Genomic DNA, 22,678 nt, shown 5'->3' on the forward strand with positions numbered 1-22,678 from the left:
TGCTCATGGTTGCTCCGCTCATGCGGCCTCTCCGGCACTGGCACCGGTGGCCAGCACGACGATTTCGTTTTCGGTCATCATTTCGCCGGCAACCTCGCCGACGATCCGGCCGCCGCGCATCACCAGTATCCGGTCGCAGATGCCAATGAGTTCGGGCATTTCAGACGAGACGACGATGATCGAGCGGCCCTGTTCAGCAAGCGTGGCGATGAATTTGTAGATTTGTTCCTTGGTGCCGATGTCGATGCCGCGCGTCGGCTCGTCGATGATGACAATGCCCGGATTGAGCAGCATCATCTTGGCCAGCAGCAGCTTCTGCTGGTTGCCGCCCGACAGCTGGCCGGCCAGCATGTCCTTGTCTCCGACCCGGATGTCGAACTCCTTGATGGCGGCATCGAGTGCGGCACGCTCCTTTGCCCGGTCCACCTGGAAGCGGCGGGCAAACCGGCCGAGGGCTGCCAGCGTCAGGTTGACGCGGAGATCCTTGGTGAGCAGCAGCCCCTTGCCCTTGCGATCTTCGCTGAGATAGACGATCCCGGCCTTGAGGCTGGCATGCACGTCGGCGAAGTGCACCGGCTTGCCGTTGAGCTTTACAGCTCCCTGCCCCGTCCGAAGCCCGACCACGCCCTCCATCAGCTCTGTCCGCCCGGCGCCGATCAGCCCGGCAAAACCGAGGATCTCGCCACGATGGAGGGTGAAAGACGCGCGCTCGGCATAGCCCGGAACTGAAAAATTCTCGACGTCCAGCACAGTTTCACGAACCACCGCCGCATGCCGGTCGGGATAGAGCTTGGCCACATCGCGACCGACCATCAACCGCGCCATATCGGCAGGCTCGAGATCGGCAGCCGGATGGGTGGCGACCAACCGCCCATCGCGAAGGATAGTCACCCGGTTGGCAATTTCCTTCACCTCCTGCAGCCGGTGCGAAATATAGAGGACCGCCACCCCCTTGGCGCTGATATCCCTGATGACCTTGAGAAGCGCCCTGGTCTCGGTTGGCGTCAGGGAGGCGGTCGGCTCGTCGAAGATCACCAGCCGGTGCGGCACCAGCAGCACGCGCGCGATCTGCACCAGTTGCCGCTGGGCAATTGACAGCCGCCCGACCACCACAGTGGGTTCGATATCGGCACCGAGATCGCGGATGGCGCGGCGCGCCCCGTCGTTCATGGCGCGGTCGTTTACAATGAAGCCGCGGCGCAGTTCACGACCGAGATAGAGATTTTGTGCCACCGTCAGATCGGGAGCAAGCAGGATTTCCTGGTGGACGAGCACGATGCCGCGCGCTTCCGCATCGACCGGCCCGGACAGGTGCGCGGGCTCGCCATCGACCCGTACCTCGCCGCGCGTTGGTTGAAGGTGCCCCGAAAGGAGCCGCATCAGCGTCGACTTGCCCGCGCCGTTCTCGCCGATGATCGCATGGACCTCGCCTGGCATCACGGAAAGTTCGATGTCGCGCAGGACCTCGACAGGTCCGAATGATTTCGAGAGGCCGACGGCTTGCAGAAGCGGCGTGGAAACATCGAGGCGCGGGTTCATTGCGGCGCATCCTCTGCTGCCGCTTCCCGCCCTTTGGCGCACAAACCTTGGGCCCCACAAAGGGCGACAAGGCTCACGCCATCGTCCTCAAGAACTCTCTCCACCCCGGCACTCCTCCAGGCAAGAGGCTAGCGTATATGATGAGGTACGTAAAGCAGTGGGCGAATGTTTTTTATGGATTACAAACAGGACGTGCATGCGAGGCGGGAATCCGACTTGAGAAGCCGTATTTTATAAACTACATATGAAGCATGTTGGAGCTGCGGCAAACAGCCGCTTTCGCAAAGTGGCGACAACGCCTGACCGATGACCGGGCCCGTGCAATAATCGCCTCACGGCTCGACAGGCTTGCCTATGGCCACAGTGGCGACGCGCAGTCCGTCGGCGATGGCGTTCAGGAGCTTCGAATTCACTATGGCCCCGGCTACCGCATATATTTTAAAACACGCGGCAACACGCTGATCATCCTGCTGTGCGGCGGCGACAAAAGCACGCAGGCAAGAGACATCAGCGCCGCAAAGCGCCTGCTGACGGAGTGGAATGACGACCATGGTTGAGAAATTGACCCCTTACGACCCAGCCGAAGATCTCGTCTCGGATGAGGCAATGGCAGTCTTCATGGGCGAAGCGTTCGAGACGGGCGATGCCGGCTATATCGCCCACGCCCTTGGCGTGGTCGCGCGTGCAAAAGGCATGACGCAGATTGCCACCGAAACCGGCCTGTCGCGGGAGCAACTCTACAGGTCTTTCAGTGAGGCAGGAAATCCAACCCTTAAGACAACGATGGCAGTGATGAAGGCGCTCGGCATTACTCTCACCGCGAAGGTCGCAGCCGAATAAGCAAGAGCGTCTCCCCGCAACCAGCGGAGAGACGCTCCCAGCCATCAAACGTAACGATTGACGATGTTTTCCAGCAGTTCCTGCTTGCCGGAACGTGGCTGCGGGTTGATGTCGTTGCCTTCCACCCACTTGGCGATGTCGTCGAGCGCGTATTCGCCGCGGAGCAGCTTCTGGGGCTCGGCGGCGTTCCAGCCGGCGTAACGGTCGTCGAGCGGCTTGGACAAAGCCTTGTCCTCGATCATCTTTGCTGCCGCCTTCAGTCCCCGCGCGCAGCAATCCATGCCGCCGATATGACCGATCAGCAGGTCCTCCGCATCCAGCGACTGGCGACGCAGCTTGGAATCGAAGTTGGTGCCGCCGGTGGTGAAGCCGCCGCCGGACAGAACCTGATAATAGGCCAGCGTCATTTCCGGCACGTTGTTCGGGAACTGGTCGGTATCCCAACCAGACTGGTAGTCGTTGCGGTTCATGTCGATGGAGCCAAAGACGCCGAGTGCGTTGGCAAGCGCCAGCTCGTGCTCGAAGGAATGGCCGGCGAGGATGGCATGGCCCTGCTCGATGTTGAGCTTCACCTCGTTCTCGAGGCCGTATCTCTTGAGGAAGCCGTAGACCGTCGCGACGTCGTAGTCGTACTGGTGCTTGGTCGGCTCCTGAGGTTTCGGCTCGATAAGGATGGTGCCCTTGTAGCCGATCTTATGCTTGTACTCGACGACGAGGTTGAGGAAGCGGCCCATCTGGTCGAGCTCGCGCTTGAGGTCGGTGTTGAGCAGCGTCTCGTAACCCTCGCGACCTCCCCAAAGAACATAGTTCTCGCCACCGAGTTTCTGCGTCGCGTCGAGGCAGGTCTTCACAGTCGCCGCAGCGAAAGCAAAGACGTCCGGATCGGGATTGGTCGCAGCACCGCTCATGTAACGGCGGTGGGAGAACATGTTGGCCGTGCCCCAGAGAAGCTTGACGCCCGTATCGGCCTGCTTCTGCGCAAAGTAGTCGACGATCTCGTTGAGGTTCTTGGTGTTCTCGGCAAAGTTATTGCCTTCCGGCCGGACGTCGGCGTCGTGGAAGCAATAATAGGGAGCGCCGAGCAGGGTGAAGAATTCGAAGGCGACATCAGCCTTCAGCTTGGCAGCTTCCATGGTGTCGCTGAACCACGGGCGCAAAAACGTCTGGCCGCCGAAGGGGTCGCCGCCTGGCCAGGTAAACGTGTGCCAGTAGGCGACGGCAAAGCGGAGATGGTCCTCCATCCGCTTGCCCAGCAGCATCTCGTCCTTGTTGTAGTGCCGGAAGGCCAGCGGATTGGTGCTGTCGGGGCCCTCATATTTTACCTTCTGAATATCTCCGAAAAATCCTGTGGTCATGGTCTACTCCTCCTGGGTTGGTCTGTAGTGTTCGTTATGGCGCGTTGCCTCATCCGGCCCTTGGGGCCACCTTCTCCCCTCGCGGAGAGGGTAGGCTGAGGGGTGTCTCCTTTATTAATGGGCGAGCGACTTGATCGCCGGATAAAGCGCCCGATAGCGCCGGTATGCCTCCTCGTAGGCGCCCGCGAAGGCCGCGTCGGGCTCGATGGTGCCTGCCGTGGCGGGCGGCGTGCAGACGGCGACGGGATCGGCGCCGGTGGCCGCGATCAGTCCCAGCCGGGCGGCGCCGAAAGCGGCTCCGAAGTCGCCGTCGGCGGGCAGGTCGACAGGCACGCCCAGCGCCGTGGCGATCGACGCCAGCCAGTAGCGCGAGCGCGAGCCGCCGCCGATAGCGGTGACGCGGGAGATTTGGGTGCCGGCAGACCGCAGCGCCTCGAGGCTGTCACGGATGGCGAAGGATACCCCTTCGAGCACGGCCTGGGTCAGCACGACACGGCTGCTCTCGTGGCCAAGGCCGATGAAGGCGCCGCGGATCGCGGCATCGTTGTGCGGCGTGCGCTCGCCGGAAAGATACGGGAGGAATGTGACGCCCGACGGCGCCTTCAGTGTATCGCCGAGTTCGCCGGTGAGGTCAGCAGGTGACTTTCCGGTGATCTCGGAATGCCAGTTGAGCGCATCGGTGGCCGACAGGATGACGCCCATTTGGTGCCAGGTGTTGGGAAGCGCATGGCAGAAGGCATGCACGGCGCTCTCCGGCTTCGGCAGATAGGAGCCGTTGGCCGCAAACAGCACGCCAGAAGTCCCGAGCGACACAAAGGCTGCGCCATCGCTGACGGTTCCCATGCCGCAGGCCGAAGCCGCATTGTCGCCTGCCCCGCCGGCTAGGACGACGTCGCCGGACATACCCCATTTCGCCGCCAGTTCGCGACGAAGTTTACCGCCAACCTCGGTGCCTTCGACCAGTTGCGGCATCTGCGCTTCGGTAAGGCCGGTGGCGGCCAGCAATTCAGCCGACCATTTGCGCTTGCCAGTATCGAGCCAGGACGTGCCCGCCGAGTCCGACATTTCCGAGATGTGTTCGCCGGTCAGCCAGAGGCGGAGGTAATCCTTGGGAAGCAGCACGTGGGCCACCTTGGCGAAGATTTCCGGCTCGTGCCTGGCAACCCAGGCGAGCTTGGGCGCGGTAAAGCCCGGGAAGACGATGTTGCCTGTCAGTGCGCGAAAACGCGGATCGGCGTCGAGCGCGGCCGCCTCGACATGGCTGCGCGTGTCGTTCCAGAGGATGCAGGGGCGCAGCACCTTGTCGGCAGCGTCCAGCAGCGTCGCGCCATGCATCTGACCGGAAAGGCCGATGCCGCGCACCGCCGAAAGCTCGTTCGGATGAGCAGCCTTGAGGCCTGCAACAGCCTCCTCGGTGGCACGCACCCAATGCGCCGGATCCTGCTCGGACCAGCCCGGATGCGGGCGCGAAACGTCAAGCGCGCCATTGGCGGAGCCGACGATTTTCTGATCGCCGTCGATCAGCATGGCTTTGACGCCGGATGTGCCGAGATCGAGACCGAGATACATGTGGTTTACTCCTGTTGCCGCCACTCAGGGCAGATTGTCTTTCAAAAAAATATCGAGCCGGATGCGCTCCTGGGCCGCGATGACAGCCAGCCCATCGGCCTTGGCCTTGAGTACACGGACAGCGCTGCGAACCTCATGACCGGCGTCCTGGTTAAGCACCACGTCGATCAGCCCATCCTGCAGGGCCTTGCGGGTGTAATCGGTCAACTCGTGCGCAACGACTGTCAGATCCTTGCCTGCAGCCCGCGCCCGCAAGGCCCTGATCAGGCCTCGGTTGCCGGCGCCGATGCTATAGATGCCGATCACATCGGGATTGTCCGCCAGTGCTTTCGTCACAAGCCCGTTCACCGTCTCCGGATCGTCGAGCCCCTCCAGCACCGGCAGCAGCGTCAGTGCAGAAAACTCCTGCTCTATCATCGCCGAAAAGCCCTCGAGCCGTTCGCGATGGTCGCGTACCAGCAGCGAACCCGCGAGCACGAGGACTTCCCCCTTCCGTCCGCCGAGAAACCGGCCGAGCAAGCGCGCCGCCGTCCGCCCCGCCGCGATGTTGTCGATGCCGGCGTAATGATGACGTGCGGAACCGGTCAGATCGGAAACCAGCGTCACTACGGGAATTTTCGCTTGCACCAGCCTTTCAACGGCATCCCGGACTTCGGGCGCATCGACGGCAACGAGCGCCACTCCGGCGATATCGGCGCCGGCAAGGCTGTCCAGCGCCGCCACCAGTGCCGCGGGGTCGAAAGCCTTGACCTCGATGATGCGGATGGAACACCGCTCCGATCCAGCGCGTGAAATTGCCTGGCGCGCCTCGGCGTGCAAGCTGTGCATAAAAGAATTGTCGCTGGCCGGGAGAATGAAGACTAGCGGATAGAGGCGACCCTTGGCCAGATTGGCGGCCGCCATGTCACGCACATAGCCGATATCGTTGATGACCGCTTCCACCCGCTGCCGGGTGACGCTGCGCACGCCGGCACGCTGGTTCAGCACCCGGTCCACGGTCGCAAGGCTGACGCCCGCTGCAGCGGCGATATCGTGAACGGTTGGCCTCATGTCTCCTCCTTCGAAGACACTTAGCGCCAAATCTGACGTACGTAAATCAGATTTTTCAAGGCGAAGTCTATTGACGCAAGCTTGCCGCCGAAAGACTGCGCTCAGACGTTATTCTTCGCGGTCGTTGGCGATCCCCGCCTCGACCCGCCGGGCGATAGCCGAGAGATCGCGCTTCTCGCCACCGAGGGTCTCGATAGCACCCACCGCGACGTCGCTCGCCACGTAGTCGGATTTGTGGCCCATATTGTGGATCGAGATTAGCCGGGCGCCGCGTATGGCTTTTGCAAGTTGTCCTGCGTGGATTGTGGGCGAGACGACGCTGTCGGTATCGCCCGTTATGATGATGGTGGGCTTTTCTATCTCTGGGTAGCGCGGCGATGTCTTGGCGGTCCAGTCCTTGAGATTGGCAACATCGACGGCGTTGTTGTGAAAAGAACCGGGACGGATCGCCATCAGCGCGTGGGTTCTCGCCACATAATCCGCAGGCGCGACGTTCGGCGCAAAAACGCCCTTCACTGCACGGTCGATCATCACCACGCCGGCTGGCGGTGCAATGAACGTCGAAAACAGCCAGCCCGTCACGGGCGTCGAGGCGGCGCGATAATACCAGGCTATGCCGCCCGGCCAGGGATAGACGGCGGGCGAAAGGAAGACCAGGCCGATGACCTTGTCGGGGTGGCGCAGCGCAAAGCTGGCAACCACGGCACCACCAAAGGAGTGGCCGACGATAATCGCCTTCTTTATCCCCCGCCTGTCCATAACGGCGGCTATCGCATCCGCCTGACCATCCGGATAGGCGTTTTCCGCACCGCCACGGTCCGAGCGCCCGTAGCCGGGGCGATCGACGAACAGCAGATCCGCGCGGCCCTGCAGCTTTGCACGAAACGACAGCATCGGGTCGAACAGGTTAGCGCTGGCCCCATGGACGAAGACGACCGGCGGCAGGTCGGGATGACTGGCGCGCAGGTAGACGCTGTTCATCCTGTAGCCACCGACATCGATCAATTCCTGCGGCACGGAATCTGCAGTCGCCGAGGTCGCGCAGGAAGCTCCGCAAGCGAACAGTGCGAGAAGCACGAGTGCCCGCCTGATGGTGCAGAAAGTCGTTTTGAGCATGTAAACGGGGTCCGGCATGGAGGAACGAATGAGATGTCGATACGTCGCCGAAGGCGCGCCGGTTCACCGGCGGGCACGAAAACGCCGCCAGACAGATACGTCGTGGCGGCGAAAAGGTTTCGGTTGAAGTTGCTAGTGGCCGCCGGCCGGCGCACCCTTGGGTGGCGGCTTCGGCTTGCTGATCATCGCAACGCCGATCAGCATCAGCGTGAAAAGCACCGTCAGGATCATGAACACGTCGCTGAACGACATCACCATCGCCTGCTGGGTCGTCAGGTTGACCATCGTGCGTATGGCAACATTCGAACCGTCCATCCCGTGAGCATCGTAGTTTGCAGCCATGCTGTTCAGTTGGTCGACGGCAACCGGATTGCCCCAGTTGATATTTTCGCGCAGGCGCATGTAATGCAGGTCCTGCCGGTTGGTCAGCACCGTGTTGATGATCGCGAGGCCAACGGCGCCGCCGAGATTTCTGGTCAGGTTGAACAGGCCTGAAGCGCCGCGCATGCGCTCCGGCGCCATCGTGCCGAGCGCGATATTGTTGATCGGAACCATGCACAGCATCAACCCGACGCCACGCAGGATCTGCGGGATGAGCAACTCCCAGAAATCCCAGTCGGTGGTAATCGACGTCATGATCCATGTGCCGGCCGCAAAGAAGATGAACCCGGCGCCCATGATAATCCGCGGATCGAGCTTGCTCGAGAGCATGCCGGCAATCGGCGCGGTACAGAACATCGCCAGGCCGGAGACGAACATGGTCTCGCCGATCATCAGCGAATCGTAGCCGCGTATGCGACCGAGATAGAGCGGATAGACGTAGGTCAGGCCATAAAGGCCGATACCCATGACGAAGGAAAATACGGAGCCGAAGGAGAAGTTCTTGTTGGCGAAAGCCTTGAGATCGACGATCGGAAATGAGGCTGTAAACGCCCGGAAAAAGAAGATCACACCGCCTATCGCCGAAGCGATGGCGGCGATGACGATGTAGCCGTCGTTGAACCAGTCATTGGTGTTGCCTTCCTCGAGCACATACTCCAGCGCACCGAGAAACACGGCCATGCCCAACAAGCCCCACCAGTCGAACTTCTTCATCAGCGACAGCTCAGGTTTGTCGAAGTCGATGAAATTCCATGTGACGAGCGTCACGAGAATACCGGGACCGATGTTGATCAGAAACAGCCAGTGCCAGGAGAAGGCATCGCTGAGATAGCCGCCAATCGTCGGTCCGATGGTTGGCGCCAGCGTGGCGATCAGGCCGATGATGGGCGATATGACATTGCGCTTCGACGGCGGAAAGATCGTGAACGCGGCAGCAAACACGGATGGGATCATGCCGCCGCCGATAAAGCCCTGCATTGCCCGATAGACGATCATCTGGTCGATATTGGTCGCCGTCGCGCAGAGCGCGCTGGATGCGGTAAAGCCGGCAGCACAGATGGCAAAGAGATAACGCGTGGAGATGATCCGTGCCAGCGTGCCCGACAGCGGGATCATGATGACCTCGGCGATCAGATAGGCAGTCTGCACCCAGGCGATTTCATCCGAGCCGGCACTGAGGCCGGCCTGGATTTCGGCCAGCGATGCCGAAACCACCTGGATGTCGAGGATCGACATGAACATGCCGAGCACCATTGCGAAGAACGCGATCAACCGGCGAGGATCCATCCGATCCGACACAGGCTCACCAGGACCGACAGTCGGTCCTGCAGTTGTGGTGACGGCAGCCATGGGTGCTCTCCGCGCTCTACTTGGTTGACTGCGGCGCAGTGCGCGTATCGACATCGACCACGACGCTGAGGCCGGCGCGCAGGCGACCGCTGTCGAGTGCTTCCTGCGGCAGGGCAATGCGAACAGGCACGCGCTGGATCACCTTGGTAAAGTTGCCCGTCGCATTTTCCGGCGGCAGCAGCGAAAACACCGATCCGGATGCCGGCGCGATAGACTCGACGGTGCCGACAATCGGCTCGTCGCTGTAGGCATCGACATGCACCTCGACCTTCGAGCCCGGAACGACGTGCTGGAGCTGGGTCTCCTTGAAGTTGGCGTCGATGTAGAGCTTGCGGGTCGGGACGATGGACATAAGCCGCGTGGTCGAGGAAACATAATCGCCTTCCTGGACCGATCGGTTACCCACGACACCATCATAGGGTGCCTTGAGGACCGTGAAGCTCAGGTCGCGGGCGGCCTTGTCCCGCGAGATTTCGAGTGTCCGGACCGTGCCTTCAGCCTGCTTGCGCTGCGCCTGCAGCAAGGCAATATTCGCCTGTGCCGAGGCAATATTGGCGTCGCCGGCGACGAGGTTGGCGTTGGCCTGGTCGAGCGCAATATTGGCAGAATCGACGTTGGCGGCGGTGCCAGCAGACCTTGATTCCAGCTGGGTGGCGCGGCTCTGGGTGATCTGCGCGCCACGCACCGTTGCCTGCAGCGCCACCTTCTGGGCCTGCGCTTGGGCAAGCGAGGCCTGAGCCCCGACGATTTGCGCATCGATGGTCTGCAATGCCAGCTTCTCGGTTTCGACCTGGGCCAGAGCCTGGTCGAGCGCGTTCTGGTAGTCGCCTGCATCCAGTGTCAGCAAAACATCGCCAGCCTTGACCTGCTGGTTGGCAACGACATCGACCTTGGCCACATAGCCGGCAACCTTTGGCGAGATGACAGCCATGTCGCCGCCGATATAGGCGTCGTCTGTCGACACCATAAAGCGCCCGGTCGTCCACCAGTCATAAACATACCAGCCACCGCCGATCAGCGCGATCACGACGATGATCGGTAGAATGAGGCTGCGGCGCTTTTTCTCGGATTTCGGCGGATCGACTGTCGTTGTAGCCGACGGCGGAGCGTTCAAAGGCGCGCTGCGTGCCTCGGCAGCTGCGGGCTCCCCTTGCACTGCCGCATCAGGCTGGGCAGAATTTGCATCGGTTGGTTCGCTTACAATGCGTGCAACATTGTTCTTCGGAATGGACGACATGTAGAGAGCACCAAGGTTTTACGGAATATATCGAACCGAACGGTTCGGTTCAGTTGACATAGAGCGTTTAACACATCATATCAAGTCGTGCCGAACCAATCGGTTCGATTTGGTTAAACAATCTTCGTTGAGTGACAGTGTCTGACAATATAACCGTCAAAAACAATTCGGCGCCTGAGGATAACTCTTCTTCGGCAACAGGTCGCTGGGCAGCTGGCGAGGATCCGACGAAGCGCGAGCAGATCCTGGATGGCGCCCATCGCGTCTTCATGCGGCTCGGCTTCGATGCCTCGAGCATGAACGATGTAACGCGCGAGGCTGGCGTTTCAAAGGGCACGCTATACGTTTATTTTGCCAACAAGGAAGAGCTGTTTACCGCAATCATCGAGCGGCAACGAGCGGCTTTCATCGCCACGATGCGTATGGCGCTGGCCGAACACGACGATCTCGAAGGCGGCCTCTACGACTTCGGCGTCACGTTCGTGCGGCATATGACCGACGAAAAGGTTATCACGGCGATGCGCACGGTGCTGGGCGTCCGTGAAAGAATGCCTGTCCTCTGCAAGAGGTTCTTCAAGGGGCCGGAAAATCTGCGCACTGTCCTGCAGGATTTTCTGCTGCGGCACATGGCGGATGGCAAGCTGGAGATAGACGATCTCGACCTCGCAGCCGGACAGTTTCTCGACCTTTCCAGCGGCACTTTCTTCAAACTCCGCCTATTCGGCAGCATGGACGAGCCCCCTGAACAAGCGGAAATCGAACGCGTCATCAATGGAGCGGTCAAAACCTTCCTCGCCGCCTATGGAAAGTCTCCGAAGCCTTCGTAAACAGGGCGCCTAGACGACGCTTGCGTTCAAACTTCGAGTTCCTACATTAGCCCGGGTATTTTTCGCCGGTTATTCAATGTGGGGAACACGATCGATGCAGACACTGATGCCATTGTTACAAGATCCAAGCGCCTGGGTGGCGCTCGTCACACTCGTACTGATGGAGGTGGTTCTCGGCATCGACAACCTGATCTTCATCTCGATCCTGACCAACAAACTGCCACCTGAAAACCGCGACAAGGCCCGCAAGATCGGTATCGGCCTGGCTTTGATCATGCGACTGGCGCTGCTGGGCACGGTCGCCTGGATCGTGCGCCTGACGGAACCGGTCTTCGACATAATGGGCCACGGCTTTTCCTGGAAGGACATCATCCTGATTGCCGGTGGCCTGTTCCTCCTGTGGAAAGCCACAAAGGAAATCCATCACAGCGTCGATCCCGTCGATCAGAACGGTGATTTCATCGCCAAGTCCACCACGACGGGCTTTGCCGCAGCCATCGGCCAGATCCTTCTGCTCGACCTCGTCTTCTCTGTCGACAGCATCATCACCGCCGTCGGCATGACGCCGCATATTCCGATCATGTTCGTGGCCGTCATCACCGCGGTCCTGGTCATGCTGCTGGCTGCAGCGCCGCTTGCCAACTTCATCGAGAAGAACCCGTCGATCGTCATGCTGGCGCTCGCCTTCCTGCTGATGATCGGCACCACGCTGATCGCCGACGGCATGGGCTTCCATGTCCCGAAGGGCTACATCTACGCCGCGATGGCCTTCTCTGCCGTGGTGGAGATTCTCAACATGATGGTGCGCAACCGCAGGGAAAAATCCAAGACCCGGCACTGAGCCCACAGACCTTCCCTCAAAAGGCCGGATCGACGCCCGAAAGACTGCCGATCCGGCAGGCCAGCATGCCCCTGGCGCACCGGGAACCGGCGGTTTTTCTTGACCTCGACGGTTGAATATGTCCTAAGGCCAGCCAGACGGAAAATGGCTGGCCTGGCAGTGTTTTTGGCGCTGTTTTGAGGCTGTTTCCGAAACTCGATCCTTGGCGCCGGCCAGTGCCCCGTCTGGATCTCCCGCACGTCATTACGGATAGACATCATGACCACTTCAGGCGTCCGCGTCCGCATCGCACCCTCCCCGACCGGCGAGCCCCATGTCGGCACGGCCTACATTGCGCTGTTCAACTATCTCTTTGCCAAGAAACACGGTGGCGAGTTCATCCTGCGCATCGAGGATACCGACGCGACCCGTTCGACGCCGGAATTTGAGACGAAGGTTCTGGATGCGTTGAAGTGGTGCGGGCTGGAATGGTCGGAAGGTCCTGACGTCGGTGGACCCTATGGGCCCTATCGCCAGAGCGACCGCAAGGACATGTACCAGCCCTATGCCGAGGAGCTTTTGCGGAAAGACCACGCCTTCCGCTGCTTCTGCACGCCAGAGCGCCTGACGGCCATGCGCGAAGCCCAGCGCGCAGCTGGCAAGCCGCCGAAGTATGATGGTCACTGCCTCAACCTGTCCGCCGAGGAAGTCACCTCGCGCGTTGCATCGGGGGAAGCCTCGGTCGTGCGGATGAAGATCCCGACGGAAGGCTCCTGCGATTTCCACGACGGCGTCTACGGCGATGTCAGCATTCCGTGGGACAGCGTCGACATGCAGGTGCTGATGAAGGCCGACAACATGCCGACCTATCACATGGCAAATGTCATCGACGACCATCTGATGAAGATCACCCACGTCGCGCGCGGCGAGGAATGGCTGGCCTCGGTGCCGAAGCACATCCTGCTCTACCGCTATTTCGAATGGGACCAGCCGGTGTTCATGCATCTCTCCCTGATGAGGAATGCCGACAAGTCGAAGCTGTCGAAGCGAAAGAACCCCACCTCGATTTCCTATTACACCGCGCTCGGCTATATCCCGGAAGCGCTGATGAACTTTCTCGGCCTGTTCTTCATGCAGATCGGCGAAGGCGAGGAACTGCTCGATATCGAACAGCTAACAGCCAACTTCGATCCCGAGAACCTGTCCAAGGCCGGCGCCATCTTCGACATCCAGAAGCTGGACTGGCTCAACGGCCGCTGGCTGCGCGAGAAAATGTCGGAAGAGGAATTCAGCCGGCGCGTGCTCACCTGGGCGATGGAAAACAACCGCCTGCAGGACGGCCTGAAGCTGTCGCAGTCGCGCATCACCAAGCTTGGCGAGCTGCCGGACCTGATGGGCTTCCTGTTGAAATCCGATCTGCACCTCGATGCATCGGCCTTCGCCAAGATCAAGTCGACGCCGGAAGAGTTGCTGGAAATCTTCAACACCGTGCAGCCGGATCTCGAAAAGATCCTCGAATGGAACGTCGAGTCCATCGAGGCCGAGCTGCGCGCCATCGCCGATCGCATGGGCAAGAAGCTGAAGGTCATCCTGGCGCCGCTGTTCGTTGCCATGTCCGGCTCGTCACGCTCGCTGCCGCTGTTCGACAGCATGTCGATCCTCGGCCGCTCCGTCGTGCGCCAGCGCCTGAAGCTCGCAGCTACTGTGGTGGCGACGATGGCCGGCAGCGGGAAATGAATGTTTTGGGAGGAGACACCTTTGTGTGTCCTCTCTCATTCCTGTGCTTGTCACAGGAATCCAGCCACGGCGCGTCTGCGCCGTGAGAGTATGAAAGAACTATCCCACGTCCAAGGACTTGGACGTACTGGATTCCTGTGACAAGCACAGGCATGAGGGATACCGAAAGCAAAGCGCGCCCCGGCTACAGGAAATAGAACAATGTCCGACAACAAGACCGAAACTGCCCTGTCCTCCGATGCGACCGAAGTGCGCACCCAGAAGCTGAAGCTGCTGCGCGAACAGGTGGGCGATGTCTATCCGGCCCATTTCCACCGGACCATGACCAATACCGAGCTGGCAGAGAAGTACAAGGACCTCGAGATGGATGTCGAGACGACCGACACGGTCACGGTCGCCGGTCGCGTCTACTCCTCCCGCAATTCCGGCATGTTCATGGACATCCATGACGCCGGCGGCAAGATCCAGATTTTCAGCCACAAGGACACCACGCCGGAAGAAGCCCGCGCACTGCTGCCGATGATCGATATCGGCGACATCATCGGCGTGACCGGCGTCGTGCGCCGTACCAAGCGCGGCGAGCTGACGATCTCGGCCCGCGAGATCACCATGCTGACCAAGTCGCTGCTGCCGATGCCGGAAAAGTGGCACGGCCTGTCCGATATCGAGACCCGCTACCGCAAGCGCCATCTCGACATCATGACCAACGAGGACTCCAAGCTGCGCTTCCAGCAGCGCTCGAAGATCGTCTCCGGCATACGCCGCTTCATGGAAAATGACGGCTTCATGGAAGTCGAGACGCCGATGCTGCATTCGGTCTATGGCGGCGCCACGGCAGAACCCTTCAAGACCCACCACAACACGCTGAAGCTCGACATGTACCTGCGCATTGCACCGGAGCTGTTCCTGAAGCGCACGTTGGTTTCGGGCCTGACCGACAAGGTCTTCGAGATTAACCGCAACTTCCGCAACGAAGGCGTTTCCACCCGGCACAATCCGGAATTCACGATGATGGAGTGCTATTGGGCCTATGCCGACTACGAGGACATCATGGACCTCGTCGAGCGGCTGTTCGAGACACTCGCCCTGTCCATCCACGGCACGACCGAGTTTGCCTTCGGCGACAAGCAGATCTCCTTCAAGGGCCCGTTCAAGCGCGTACCCATGCCGGATGCCGTCAAGGATGCCACCGGCATCGACTTCCTTTCCATGAAGACCGATGAAGAGGCCCGCACCGCCGCCAAGGCTGCCGGCTTCGCCGTCGAGAAGGACTGGACCTGGGGCGAGTGCCTGGCCTTCGTCTTCGAGGAGAAAGTCGAAGGCACGCTGATCCAGCCAAGCCACGTCACCCATTTCCCGAAGGACATCTCGCCGTTCGCCAAGGAAGTGCCGGGCGAACCGCGCCTTGTCGAGCGTTTCGAGACCTATTGCAACGCGTGGGAACTCGGCAATGCCTTTTCGGAACTGAACGATCCGGAAGAACAGCGCAAGCGCATGGTCGAGCAACTCGAGCAGGCCCATGCGCGCGGCGAAAAGGACAAGCAGCTGGACGACGAATTCCTGGACGCGATCGACCAGGGCATGCCGCCGGCCGGTGGCCTCGGCATCGGCGTCGACCGACTGATCATGCTGCTCACCAACGCGCCGTCAATCCGCGACATCATTCTCTTCCCGGCTCGCCGCGCCAAGGCCGACTAGCCAACGGATATGCTGAAGCGCAGGGGAAGCCGCCTGCGCCAATCGGCTACCGGCTTGTTCCTGTCATCTGCGGATCGGCCGGCAAGGTTGCAGCAACTGCGTCGCTCGTCGCAGGCAAGGCAGCGATTGCCTGCAGCGAAGTGGGCATGATCTTCGGCTCGACCTTGACACCTATGAAACTTCCGGTGCTGCCCTGCTCCGGCTTGACGTCGGCTGCAGCAGGCGGATGCTCGGCCGGTGGTGCGCCCGCCGCAGGTGACTTTTCCTCGCCGCTCTCGCTCTTCGCAGCGCCCTCGGCTGTCGGTGGGGTCTTCGGATGCTTGCCGCCTTCAGGCACCTTGGCAGCTCCCGTGGTGACCGGATCGGTACAGTCGCTGTGGTCTTTCAGGGAGGCCATCACGCCGTCGATATCGGTGCTCGTCATATCGACCCGGTCTCCGAAGAACAGGCCTTCGTCGCTGGCGCCGCCATTGTAGTAGCGCGCGGTTATCGGCACCTCGACCGTGCCATCGGCAATCTTCTCAGGGTGGGGTATGTAGACCACCGTGGCGCCGAGTGCGCGGCCGTGAATGTCCGACTGCAGTGTCGGTCCCTTCTTGTCGAGGACCACCACCTGAACCAGATCCGGCTTCTGCGCATCGTAGACGGCCTTTGCCACACGCAATGCTGTCTTGATTCGCGTCAGACCGTCGGTTGCATCGGCAGTGATGTACTTGCGCAGCCAGACGCGATGATTCTTGCGGATCGTCACGAGGTTGAGGTCGGTGCATTGCATGCCGTTCACGGATGTCGTGGAAGGTCCAAGCAGTCTGTCGCGACCTATATAGAGTGCGAATGCGCCGGAGGAGCCCATCAACAAGGCCACTCCGCCGACAATCATAACCAGCTTCCGGGGTAACCGAAAAATGCGCAGTAAGGCCCTCAAGCCAACTGCTCCACCATAAAGAGCTCCAACACCGCGATAGACACTCGCAACGCTAGAGATATGACGTTTCAGAATACTTAAGGAGAGCGTAAAACTCCCTTCCATACAGCCACATTTCGATAAAACAGCTGCCGGAATTTCGGAAATGAAACCAGTAGCTTCAAGTTTGTGCGGACACCCGGATCCACCTGAGGCTGTTTCATTTTGAGACGATTTTCAACCTGATGCTGCGTCGATAAGTTGCTGGCATTCGGCCATATGCAGTGCGCCACCCACGATAGATCATTGCACCGCGATCCCGCCGGCCGACATCGTCATCCAGGCGCTGTTCCCAATCGGCGGGTCCACGACCGATATTGCGGTGCTGGTCACCCTGCCATCGAATGTGGCATCCTACTATCTTGACCCCAGGCGACGATAGATCGCTAGCGGCGGCAATCAATGAAAAGGGAGAACGTCATGGACACTGCAATGCTGATCGGGTCAAGCTTCGAGGCAGGCACGGAAAATGAAGAGCACGTCCTCAACCCGAAGACCGGCGAGACAGTGCTCGACCTCCCAGAAGCTTCGCTCAGTCAGGTTGACAAAGCTGCCAATGCCGCTGAAGCCGCCTTCAGGACCTGGTCGCAGACCACGCCGGCCCAGCGCTCGGCTTACCTGCTGCGGATCGCCGACGCGATAGAACGGGATGCGGAAGGGTTTGCAGCCCTTGAGGCGCTGGATTGCGGCAAACCCATCAACGCAGTCCTCAATGACGAGATACCGGCGATTGTCGATTGCTACCGCTTCTTTGCCGGAGCCGTGCGCAACCTGCACGGACCTGTGGCGGGTGAATATCTTCCGGGATACACCTCGATGGTCCGCCGCGACCCGGTCGGCATCGTAGGCTCCATAGCGCCCTGGAACTATCCCCTGATGATGATGGCGTGGAAGCTGGCTCCGGCGCTGGCCGGCGGCAACACTGTGGTGTTCAAGCCGTCTGAGCAGACACCGCTATCCGCCCTGAAGATGGCGAAGCTGTTCGCCGAGATTTTGCCCGAGGGCGTGGTCAACGTCATCCTTGGACGCGGGGAGACGGTCGGCAGCGCGCTGATAAACCATCCGCAGATCGGCATGGTGTCGATCACCGGCGACATCGGCACCGGCAAGAAGGTTTTGGAAGCAGCCGCCAAGACGGTCAAGCGGACCCATCTCGAACTCGGCGGCAAGGCGCCAGTCATCATCTTCGACGATGCCGACATCGACGCGGTGGTGTCGGGTATTCGCACCTTTGGCTACTACAACGCCGGCCAGGACTGCACTGCGGCCTGCCGCATCTACGCCGACGCCAAAATATACGACAGGTTCGTCGCCGACCTGACCTCGGCCGTTTCCTCCATCAAGTTCAACCTAGCCGACGACACCGAGAACGAGATCGGACCTCTGATCTCGAAACGCCAGCGCGACAGGGTGGAAAGCTTCGTCGACCGTGCAGCGGAACACAAGCACATGGAGATCACCACAGGGGGCAAGGTATCCGGCGACAGGGGCTTCTTCTACACTCCGACCGTCATCGCCGGCGCGACGCAGGCAGACGAGATCGTCCGCCGAGAGGTATTCGGGCCGGTTGTCTCGGTCACCCGCTTCAGCGACGTCGACGACGCGGTCGCCTGGGCCAACGATAGCGACTATGGCCTTGCCTCATCCGTATGGACAAAGGACATCGGTCGCGGGATGCAGACGGCGGCGCGCCTGCAATACGGCTGCACCTGGATCAACACCCACTTTATGCTGACGAACGAGATGCCGCATGGCGGAATGAAGCAATCGGGCTATGGCAAGGACATGTCGATCTACGCACTGGAAGACTACACCACCGTACGCCATGTGATGATAAACCACGGATGAAGCGGCAATCTCGGCGCACTCCACTTCGGTGCGCCGGTTGAATTCAGAGGCCGTTGGAACTTTTCTTTCGCTCGCGCGTATCCCTGCGACAATTGGCGCAGAGGAAAATTTTCATGCTGAAATGGGCTCTTATATTCTTCGTTGTTTCGGTTATTGCCGGCTTCTTCGGTTTTTCAGGCGTGTCAGCCGCGACGGCAACCATCGCACGCGTGCTGTTCGGCATCGCCCTGATCGTGTTCCTGATCTTTGTCGTTCTGGCCATCATGGCTGGCAACGCAATCGTCTAACAAACTGAATTTGCTCCGCCCCCTGTTGGTCGGGCGGAGCATCCGACCTTTAAGGCGGGCAAGCGTCGAAGGTCAGCGTGAACCGCGTTTCTTCCGCGGAAGAGGCAACGGTCAACCCACCGCGATGAGCGCGCGCAATCTCGGATGCGATATAGAGTCCGAGCCCAAGCCCCTGATGACTGGAATTTGCCGAAGCCCGCACAAAGGGCTTGAAAAGGTGCTCGACAATTTCTTCCGGAATAATATCGCCTGGATTTGCGACAGTGAGCTCGAAAAGGCCGTTCTTGACCAGTGCGCTCACAGAAATTTCCCCATCTTCTGACCCGTGTGTCAAAGCATTCGCAAGCAGGTTGGACAACAGCTGGCCTATGCGCGCCGGATCGCAGCGGACGCTGACGTCGCTTATGTCCGCCCGGATAATCCGGTCAGGATGCGTGGAAGCAAGCTCGCTTATGACCTGCTCGATCATTGGCCGCACCGGAACCACTTGAAGGCGTTCCACAAGGAGCCCACTGCCGAGGCGTCCGCGTGCGAAGTCCAGTACGTCGTCGATCAACCCGGACATGCGGCTGACACTCGCCTGCATGAGCGTCAGGATCGAACGCGACTTGTCATCGAGAGGCGAGCGCTGCAGGATCTTCGCACCGGCGTCGATTGAGGCCAGCGGATTGCGAAGATCGTGCCCGAGGACAGCGATGAATTCCTCTCGAAGTGCCGTGTTTTCCTGCTCCGTCCGCAGCCTGTCCTCGCTGTCGAGAATTCGCTGGTTGGCATCGAGATGCAACGCTATCAGGTCGGCAAACAGCCGGAACATGCTGATCGTCGATTGCGTGCTCAGTGTTCTCGGCACCCGGTCGATAGCGCAGAGCGTCCCGAAAAATGTGCCGTCGGGCAGGATGATCGGCATCGAGATATAGCTCTGCAGACCATACATCTGCGGCGTTTGATGCGTGGAAAACACTGGGTCTGTGGCAACGTCATCGATAACCACCGGCTGCCGGTTCTGCCGGATGTCATGGCAGATGGTTGTCTCGACCTTCAACTCTCCGCCGGGCTCCAGGCCAAAGGCAATGTCGTCCCGCACGCCGCAGGCAATCCAGCGATTTTCGGTGACCCTTGCCACCGCCGCAAATCCCATGCCCGTGGTTTTGCAGACGACTTCGAGAATGGTGGGGACGGCGTCAATCCGCGAGATGGCCCGGACCGAGGAGGTCGATAGCTCGTCTGACATTCCACGTTCACTCGCCACGCTTCAACAAAGCGTCTCCCCTCCTGCGGAGGGAAAACAAACCCAATTTGACCTATACAGAACATTGGCCTTTGGATAGTAGCGAACCTGACTAATTGTCGGCCAGCACGCAGACGAGCAAGTCTAGCGCTGGATTGCAGAAGTCCTTATCAAAACGAGCCTAGATCAGACTGGCGCCAACATTGATCGCCAATGCCAATATCGTCGTATTGAACAGGAACGACAACACCGAATGCAGCAGCGCAGTCTTGCGCATGGATGTCGTGGCAAGGGCGACATCGGCGGTCTGGGATGCAACGCCGATCGTGAAGGTGAAATACAGGAAATCCCAATAATTGGGTTCCTTGATATCGTCGGGGAAGCGGATCGGCGGCTTGCCACTGCTGTCTGCATAAAAGCGATGGGCGTAGTGGGTGGTGAACAGCGTGTGCAGGAAGATCCATGAAATCAGGATCGTCAGAAACGCAGTCCCGGCATTCTCCAGAGCCTGCTCAGGCGAGGCATTTTTGACGCCGCTGAGTTCGATGCCGATTCCCCCGATGCTCGCCACTGCGGCTGCGATCGACAGGCAAAGCACCAGTACGTCGGAAAAGTCGCAGTCGGCCGATCGCTGCCGGATGCGGCTGACGTTGGAGCGCAGCATGCGATACCAGGTGAAGGCGATATAGACGACGGCGCCCCAGTTCCAGCTGGCCAGAAAGTTGCCGGCATTGAACTGCCGGGAGGTCGTCAGCGCGAAGACGACCAGGCTGGTCAGGACAGCGATTGCGACGTTCAGATGCTTGCGCACCAGCCTCACGACGGGCGATCGCGCCGCCCTTCGCTCTACACTCTGCTGCATGCCGGCGCTCCGTTCCTGGTCACATTGTCCTGATATACAGTCGCGCGGCAATCTGACAAGCCATTCCACTCGAGCCACTGCACCAGCGAACATGTGCTGTCATCAGCAAAGTCAGGGTTACGTCCGCCGGCTATCTGTCAGCCGGTCCAGCCGCCGTCGACGACCAGCGCCTGACCTGTCGTAAAGCCGGATTCATCCCCGGCAAGATAAGTCACCAAGGCAGCGATCTCGTCCGGCGTGGCGATGCGCCCCATCGGTTGGCGGGCAATGAAATCGGTCATGGCCTTGTCGTAGTCACCGGTGGCCCGAAGGCGCTCATGAAGTGAGGGGCTATCCACCGTACCCGGGCAAATAGCATTGGCACGAATGCCCTTGGCCACGAAATCGGCGGCAATAGACTTGGTCAGGCCGATCACGGCAGCTTTGGAGGCACAGTAGGCAAAGCGGTTCGGCACGCCCTTAACGCTCGAGGCGACCGATGCCATGTTGACGATGACGCCCTTGCCCTTCTCCAGCATGCCCGGCAAGAATGTACGGCATGTGGTGTACATCGCCTTTGCATTGAGATTGAAGGAGAAGTCCCAGTCTTTCTCCTCGCAGTCGAGGATGCTGCCGGCATGCACGAAGCCGGCGCAATTGAACAGCACGTCGATGGTACCGATCTTGCTGGCAAATTCCTTGACGCGATCGCTATCGAGCACATTGAGGACGTGGGTTTCGGCTCCCTCGAGGCTCTCCAGCGCCGCCTCGTTGATATCGGTCGCAATGACCCGTGCACCTAGCCCGAGAAAACGCTCGGCCGATGCTCGGCCGATGCCCTGCGCCGCCGCAGTGATCACGACGGTCTTTCCTTCCAGTCCGTGTCCCATATCGAATTTCCTTGTCCTAAAAATCTGCCGGAACGCCTGGCATAAGCCGGGATCGTTTACCCAATTAACCGATTGAGATTGTCATTTTGAAGTCAAAGCCCACTGATGTGACAGCGTCCAGAGGCATCGTATGCCTGCCCACTGGCATTGGTATCCACATATGCATCGTTGATTTATCTGTAAACGTGGCATATTGCAGCGTCAAGGCACGAGCCCGTAGCTTGCAAACGCTATCCATTCATATATGAATGGCATTCAGTCAAACTGCAGTGACAGAGATGCGATGGCTAGCGCTGACGAAGAAAGTGACCGTTACAGAGCCCCGGCGCTCGATAAGGGTCTCGATATCCTGGAGCTTCTGGCGCGCATCGACGGCGGCCTGACACAGGCGGAAATCGCCAAGCATCTCGGCAAGAGCCCCAACGAATTCTATCGCATGCTAGATCGGCTGGTCCGTCGCGGCTATGTCCAGCGACAGGAAGGCGATCGCTTTTTACTGACGCTGAAGCTGTTCGGGCTGGCACATTTTCATGCGCCCGTGCGCCGGCTTGTGTCGTTCTCAACGCCGCTGATGCGGGAATTTGCCAACCGCGCCGAGCAGGCCTGCCACCTTGCAGTCTACGATCGCGGTTCCGTCGCCATTATCGCCCAGCAGGATTCGCCGACCTATTGGGGGATCTCGATCCGGGTCGGCGCCCAGATCAGCCTTTTCAACACCGGCTCCGGCCATGTGCTGCTCGCTTTCCGCGACGAAAAGCAGCGACAGATGATGATCGACGAGCAGCAGCGCCGCGAAGATGATGTCGCCATGCCCGGCGATCTCATCGGGCGGCTGAAGGTGATAAGGGAGCGCGGCTTCGAGACCATGGACAGCCTGCAGACGACAGGCGTCCGCAACATTTCTGCGCCCATATTGGCGCGAGATGGCAATGCGCTGGCCGCTCTTACCTGTCCCTATATCCAGCCGGTCAGCGACAAGGCACCGAGCTTCGACCAGGTCATAGCGTTTGTACGTGCCGCAGCAGCGGAGATTTCCGAGACGGTTGCCGGAATGGTGGACGAGGCAGGTTGATAACTCTTATATGAATACCCTATTCTTCC

The 22,678-nt window shown here is 60.1% G+C and carries 20 protein-coding genes; 9 read left to right on the plus strand and 11 right to left on the minus strand.

Features of this window, described 5'->3' with window-relative positions; genetic code table 11:
- Positions 1 to 18: 18 nt before the first annotated feature.
- Positions 19 to 1,539, minus strand: coding sequence for a sugar ABC transporter ATP-binding protein (locus PR017_RS12480; RefSeq protein ID WP_111218844.1), 1,521 nt, complete (start codon positions 1,537 to 1,539; stop codon positions 19 to 21).
- A 251-nt stretch (positions 1,540 to 1,790) separates the two neighbouring features.
- On the opposite strand from PR017_RS12480, the gene PR017_RS12485 reads away from it, so the two are divergent.
- Together PR017_RS12485 and PR017_RS12490 are read left to right on the plus strand one after the other, a co-directional pair.
- The gene (locus PR017_RS12485; protein ID WP_111218848.1) at positions 1,791 to 2,096 is read left to right on the plus strand and encodes a type II toxin-antitoxin system RelE/ParE family toxin; all 306 of its coding nucleotides are present in this window, start codon (positions 1,791 to 1,793) and stop codon (positions 2,094 to 2,096) included.
- Positions 2,089 to 2,379, plus strand: coding sequence for an addiction module antidote protein (locus PR017_RS12490; RefSeq protein ID WP_111218850.1), 291 nt, complete (start codon positions 2,089 to 2,091; stop codon positions 2,377 to 2,379). Before PR017_RS12485 ends, PR017_RS12490 begins: the two co-directional genes overlap by 8 nt.
- Before the next feature lie 44 nt (positions 2,380 to 2,423).
- Here PR017_RS12490 and xylA read toward each other — a convergent pair whose 3' ends face one another.
- The 6 genes from xylA to PR017_RS12520 form a co-directional block, all read right to left on the minus strand.
- Positions 2,424 to 3,734, minus strand: coding sequence for a xylose isomerase (xylA, locus tag PR017_RS12495; RefSeq protein WP_111218852.1), 1,311 nt, complete (start codon positions 3,732 to 3,734; stop codon positions 2,424 to 2,426).
- A 114-nt stretch (positions 3,735 to 3,848) separates the two neighbouring features.
- Entirely contained in the window at positions 3,849 to 5,303 is a 1,455-nt protein-coding gene (gene xylB, locus PR017_RS12500) for a xylulokinase (RefSeq protein ID WP_111218854.1), read from the minus strand.
- Between the two features lie 24 nt (positions 5,304 to 5,327).
- Positions 5,328 to 6,353, minus strand: coding sequence for a LacI family DNA-binding transcriptional regulator (locus tag PR017_RS12505; RefSeq protein ID WP_111218856.1), 1,026 nt, complete (start codon positions 6,351 to 6,353; stop codon positions 5,328 to 5,330).
- A gap of 108 nt (positions 6,354 to 6,461) precedes the next feature.
- On the minus strand, positions 6,462 to 7,469 hold the full coding sequence (locus PR017_RS12510; protein WP_111219029.1) for an alpha/beta fold hydrolase: 1,008 nt from the start codon (positions 7,467 to 7,469) through the stop codon (positions 6,462 to 6,464).
- Positions 7,470 to 7,601: 132 nt separating this feature from the next.
- A complete protein-coding gene (locus PR017_RS12515) occupies positions 7,602 to 9,200 on the minus strand; it encodes a DHA2 family efflux MFS transporter permease subunit (protein WP_111218858.1) in 1,599 nt (532 codons plus the stop codon).
- A 16-nt stretch (positions 9,201 to 9,216) separates the two neighbouring features.
- Complete coding sequence (locus PR017_RS12520) at positions 9,217 to 10,437, minus strand: HlyD family secretion protein (protein ID WP_111218860.1); 1,221 nt, start codon at positions 10,435 to 10,437, stop codon at positions 9,217 to 9,219.
- Between the two features lie 149 nt (positions 10,438 to 10,586).
- Here PR017_RS12520 and PR017_RS12525 point away from each other — a divergent pair, with 149 nt between their 5' ends.
- The 4 genes from PR017_RS12525 to lysS all read left to right on the plus strand — a co-directional run bounded on the left by PR017_RS12525 (position 10,587) and on the right by lysS (position 15,519).
- Positions 10,587 to 11,264 (plus strand): TetR/AcrR family transcriptional regulator, encoded by a 678-nt coding sequence (locus PR017_RS12525; RefSeq protein WP_111219031.1) that lies wholly within the window; start codon positions 10,587 to 10,589, stop codon positions 11,262 to 11,264.
- A gap of 94 nt (positions 11,265 to 11,358) precedes the next feature.
- The gene (locus PR017_RS12530; protein ID WP_111218862.1) at positions 11,359 to 12,105 is read left to right on the plus strand and encodes a TerC family protein; all 747 of its coding nucleotides are present in this window, start codon (positions 11,359 to 11,361) and stop codon (positions 12,103 to 12,105) included.
- A gap of 258 nt (positions 12,106 to 12,363) precedes the next feature.
- Positions 12,364 to 13,821, plus strand: coding sequence for a glutamate--tRNA ligase (gltX, locus tag PR017_RS12535; RefSeq protein ID WP_111218864.1), 1,458 nt, complete (start codon positions 12,364 to 12,366; stop codon positions 13,819 to 13,821).
- Positions 13,822 to 14,022: 201 nt separating this feature from the next.
- Positions 14,023 to 15,519 (plus strand): lysine--tRNA ligase, encoded by a 1,497-nt coding sequence (gene lysS / locus PR017_RS12540; protein WP_111218866.1) that lies wholly within the window; start codon positions 14,023 to 14,025, stop codon positions 15,517 to 15,519.
- Positions 15,520 to 15,565: 46 nt separating this feature from the next.
- Here lysS and PR017_RS12545 read toward each other — a convergent pair whose 3' ends face one another.
- On the minus strand, positions 15,566 to 16,399 hold the full coding sequence (locus PR017_RS12545; RefSeq protein WP_206423146.1) for a hypothetical protein: 834 nt from the start codon (positions 16,397 to 16,399) through the stop codon (positions 15,566 to 15,568).
- A 504-nt stretch (positions 16,400 to 16,903) separates the two neighbouring features.
- Here PR017_RS12545 and PR017_RS12550 point away from each other — a divergent pair.
- Both PR017_RS12550 and PR017_RS12555 read left to right on the plus strand, forming a co-directional pair.
- Complete coding sequence (locus PR017_RS12550) at positions 16,904 to 18,331, plus strand: gamma-aminobutyraldehyde dehydrogenase (protein ID WP_111218868.1); 1,428 nt, start codon at positions 16,904 to 16,906, stop codon at positions 18,329 to 18,331.
- Positions 18,332 to 18,444: 113 nt separating this feature from the next.
- Positions 18,445 to 18,618, plus strand: a complete 174-nt coding sequence (locus PR017_RS12555) for a DUF1328 domain-containing protein (RefSeq protein WP_111218870.1) — start codon at positions 18,445 to 18,447, stop codon at positions 18,616 to 18,618.
- Between the two features lie 49 nt (positions 18,619 to 18,667).
- Here PR017_RS12555 and PR017_RS12560 read toward each other — a convergent pair whose 3' ends face one another.
- From PR017_RS12560 to PR017_RS12570, 3 genes are all read right to left on the minus strand, one after another.
- The gene (locus PR017_RS12560; RefSeq protein WP_111218872.1) at positions 18,668 to 19,849 is read right to left on the minus strand and encodes a GAF domain-containing sensor histidine kinase; all 1,182 of its coding nucleotides are present in this window, start codon (positions 19,847 to 19,849) and stop codon (positions 18,668 to 18,670) included.
- Positions 19,850 to 20,027: 178 nt separating this feature from the next.
- Positions 20,028 to 20,708 carry a DUF1345 domain-containing protein gene (locus PR017_RS12565; protein ID WP_111218874.1) on the minus strand — a complete coding sequence of 227 codons (681 nt, stop codon included), beginning with the start codon at positions 20,706 to 20,708 and terminating at the stop codon, positions 20,028 to 20,030.
- Between the two features lie 137 nt (positions 20,709 to 20,845).
- Positions 20,846 to 21,577: an SDR family oxidoreductase gene (locus tag PR017_RS12570; RefSeq protein WP_111218876.1), complete on the minus strand. Its 732-nt coding sequence runs from the start codon at positions 21,575 to 21,577 to the stop codon at positions 20,846 to 20,848.
- A 283-nt stretch (positions 21,578 to 21,860) separates the two neighbouring features.
- Here PR017_RS12570 and PR017_RS12575 point away from each other — a divergent pair, with 283 nt between their 5' ends.
- Positions 21,861 to 22,649 carry an IclR family transcriptional regulator gene (locus PR017_RS12575; RefSeq protein ID WP_111218878.1) on the plus strand — a complete coding sequence of 263 codons (789 nt, stop codon included), beginning with the start codon at positions 21,861 to 21,863 and terminating at the stop codon, positions 22,647 to 22,649.
- Positions 22,650 to 22,678 lie beyond the last annotated feature (29 nt).

The sequence above is a fragment of the Rhizobium tumorigenes genome, from assembly GCF_003240565.2.
Taxonomy (GTDB): domain Bacteria; phylum Pseudomonadota; class Alphaproteobacteria; order Rhizobiales; family Rhizobiaceae; genus Rhizobium; species Rhizobium tumorigenes.

Bases quoted from the DNA above. Each gene is read 5' to 3' on its own strand.
- PR017_RS12480 (WP_111218844.1), bottom strand. From the start codon at position 1,539: ATGAACCCGCGCCTCGATGTTTCCACGCCGCTTCTGCAAGCCGTCGGC.
- PR017_RS12485 (WP_111218848.1), top strand. From the start codon at position 1,791: ATGTTGGAGCTGCGGCAAACAGCCGCTTTCGCAAAGTGGCGACAACGC.
- PR017_RS12490 (WP_111218850.1), top strand. From the start codon at position 2,089: ATGGTTGAGAAATTGACCCCTTACGACCCAGCCGAAGATCTCGTCTCG.
- xylA (WP_111218852.1), bottom strand. From the start codon at position 3,734: ATGACCACAGGATTTTTCGGAGATATTCAGAAGGTAAAATATGAGGGC.
- xylB (WP_111218854.1), bottom strand. From the start codon at position 5,303: ATGTATCTCGGTCTCGATCTCGGCACATCCGGCGTCAAAGCCATGCTG.
- PR017_RS12505 (WP_111218856.1), bottom strand. From the start codon at position 6,353: ATGAGGCCAACCGTTCACGATATCGCCGCTGCAGCGGGCGTCAGCCTT.
- PR017_RS12510 (WP_111219029.1), bottom strand. From the start codon at position 7,469: ATGCTCAAAACGACTTTCTGCACCATCAGGCGGGCACTCGTGCTTCTC.
- PR017_RS12515 (WP_111218858.1), bottom strand. From the start codon at position 9,200: ATGGCTGCCGTCACCACAACTGCAGGACCGACTGTCGGTCCTGGTGAG.
- PR017_RS12520 (WP_111218860.1), bottom strand. From the start codon at position 10,437: ATGTCGTCCATTCCGAAGAACAATGTTGCACGCATTGTAAGCGAACCA.
- PR017_RS12530 (WP_111218862.1), top strand. From the start codon at position 11,359: ATGCAGACACTGATGCCATTGTTACAAGATCCAAGCGCCTGGGTGGCG.
- gltX (WP_111218864.1), top strand. From the start codon at position 12,364: ATGACCACTTCAGGCGTCCGCGTCCGCATCGCACCCTCCCCGACCGGC.
- lysS (WP_111218866.1), top strand. From the start codon at position 14,023: ATGTCCGACAACAAGACCGAAACTGCCCTGTCCTCCGATGCGACCGAA.
- PR017_RS12545 (WP_206423146.1), bottom strand. From the start codon at position 16,399: ATGATTGTCGGCGGAGTGGCCTTGTTGATGGGCTCCTCCGGCGCATTC.
- PR017_RS12550 (WP_111218868.1), top strand. From the start codon at position 16,904: ATGGACACTGCAATGCTGATCGGGTCAAGCTTCGAGGCAGGCACGGAA.
- PR017_RS12555 (WP_111218870.1), top strand. From the start codon at position 18,445: ATGCTGAAATGGGCTCTTATATTCTTCGTTGTTTCGGTTATTGCCGGC.
- PR017_RS12560 (WP_111218872.1), bottom strand. From the start codon at position 19,849: ATGTCAGACGAGCTATCGACCTCCTCGGTCCGGGCCATCTCGCGGATT.
- PR017_RS12565 (WP_111218874.1), bottom strand. From the start codon at position 20,708: ATGCAGCAGAGTGTAGAGCGAAGGGCGGCGCGATCGCCCGTCGTGAGG.
- PR017_RS12570 (WP_111218876.1), bottom strand. From the start codon at position 21,577: ATGGGACACGGACTGGAAGGAAAGACCGTCGTGATCACTGCGGCGGCG.
- PR017_RS12575 (WP_111218878.1), top strand. From the start codon at position 21,861: ATGGCTAGCGCTGACGAAGAAAGTGACCGTTACAGAGCCCCGGCGCTC.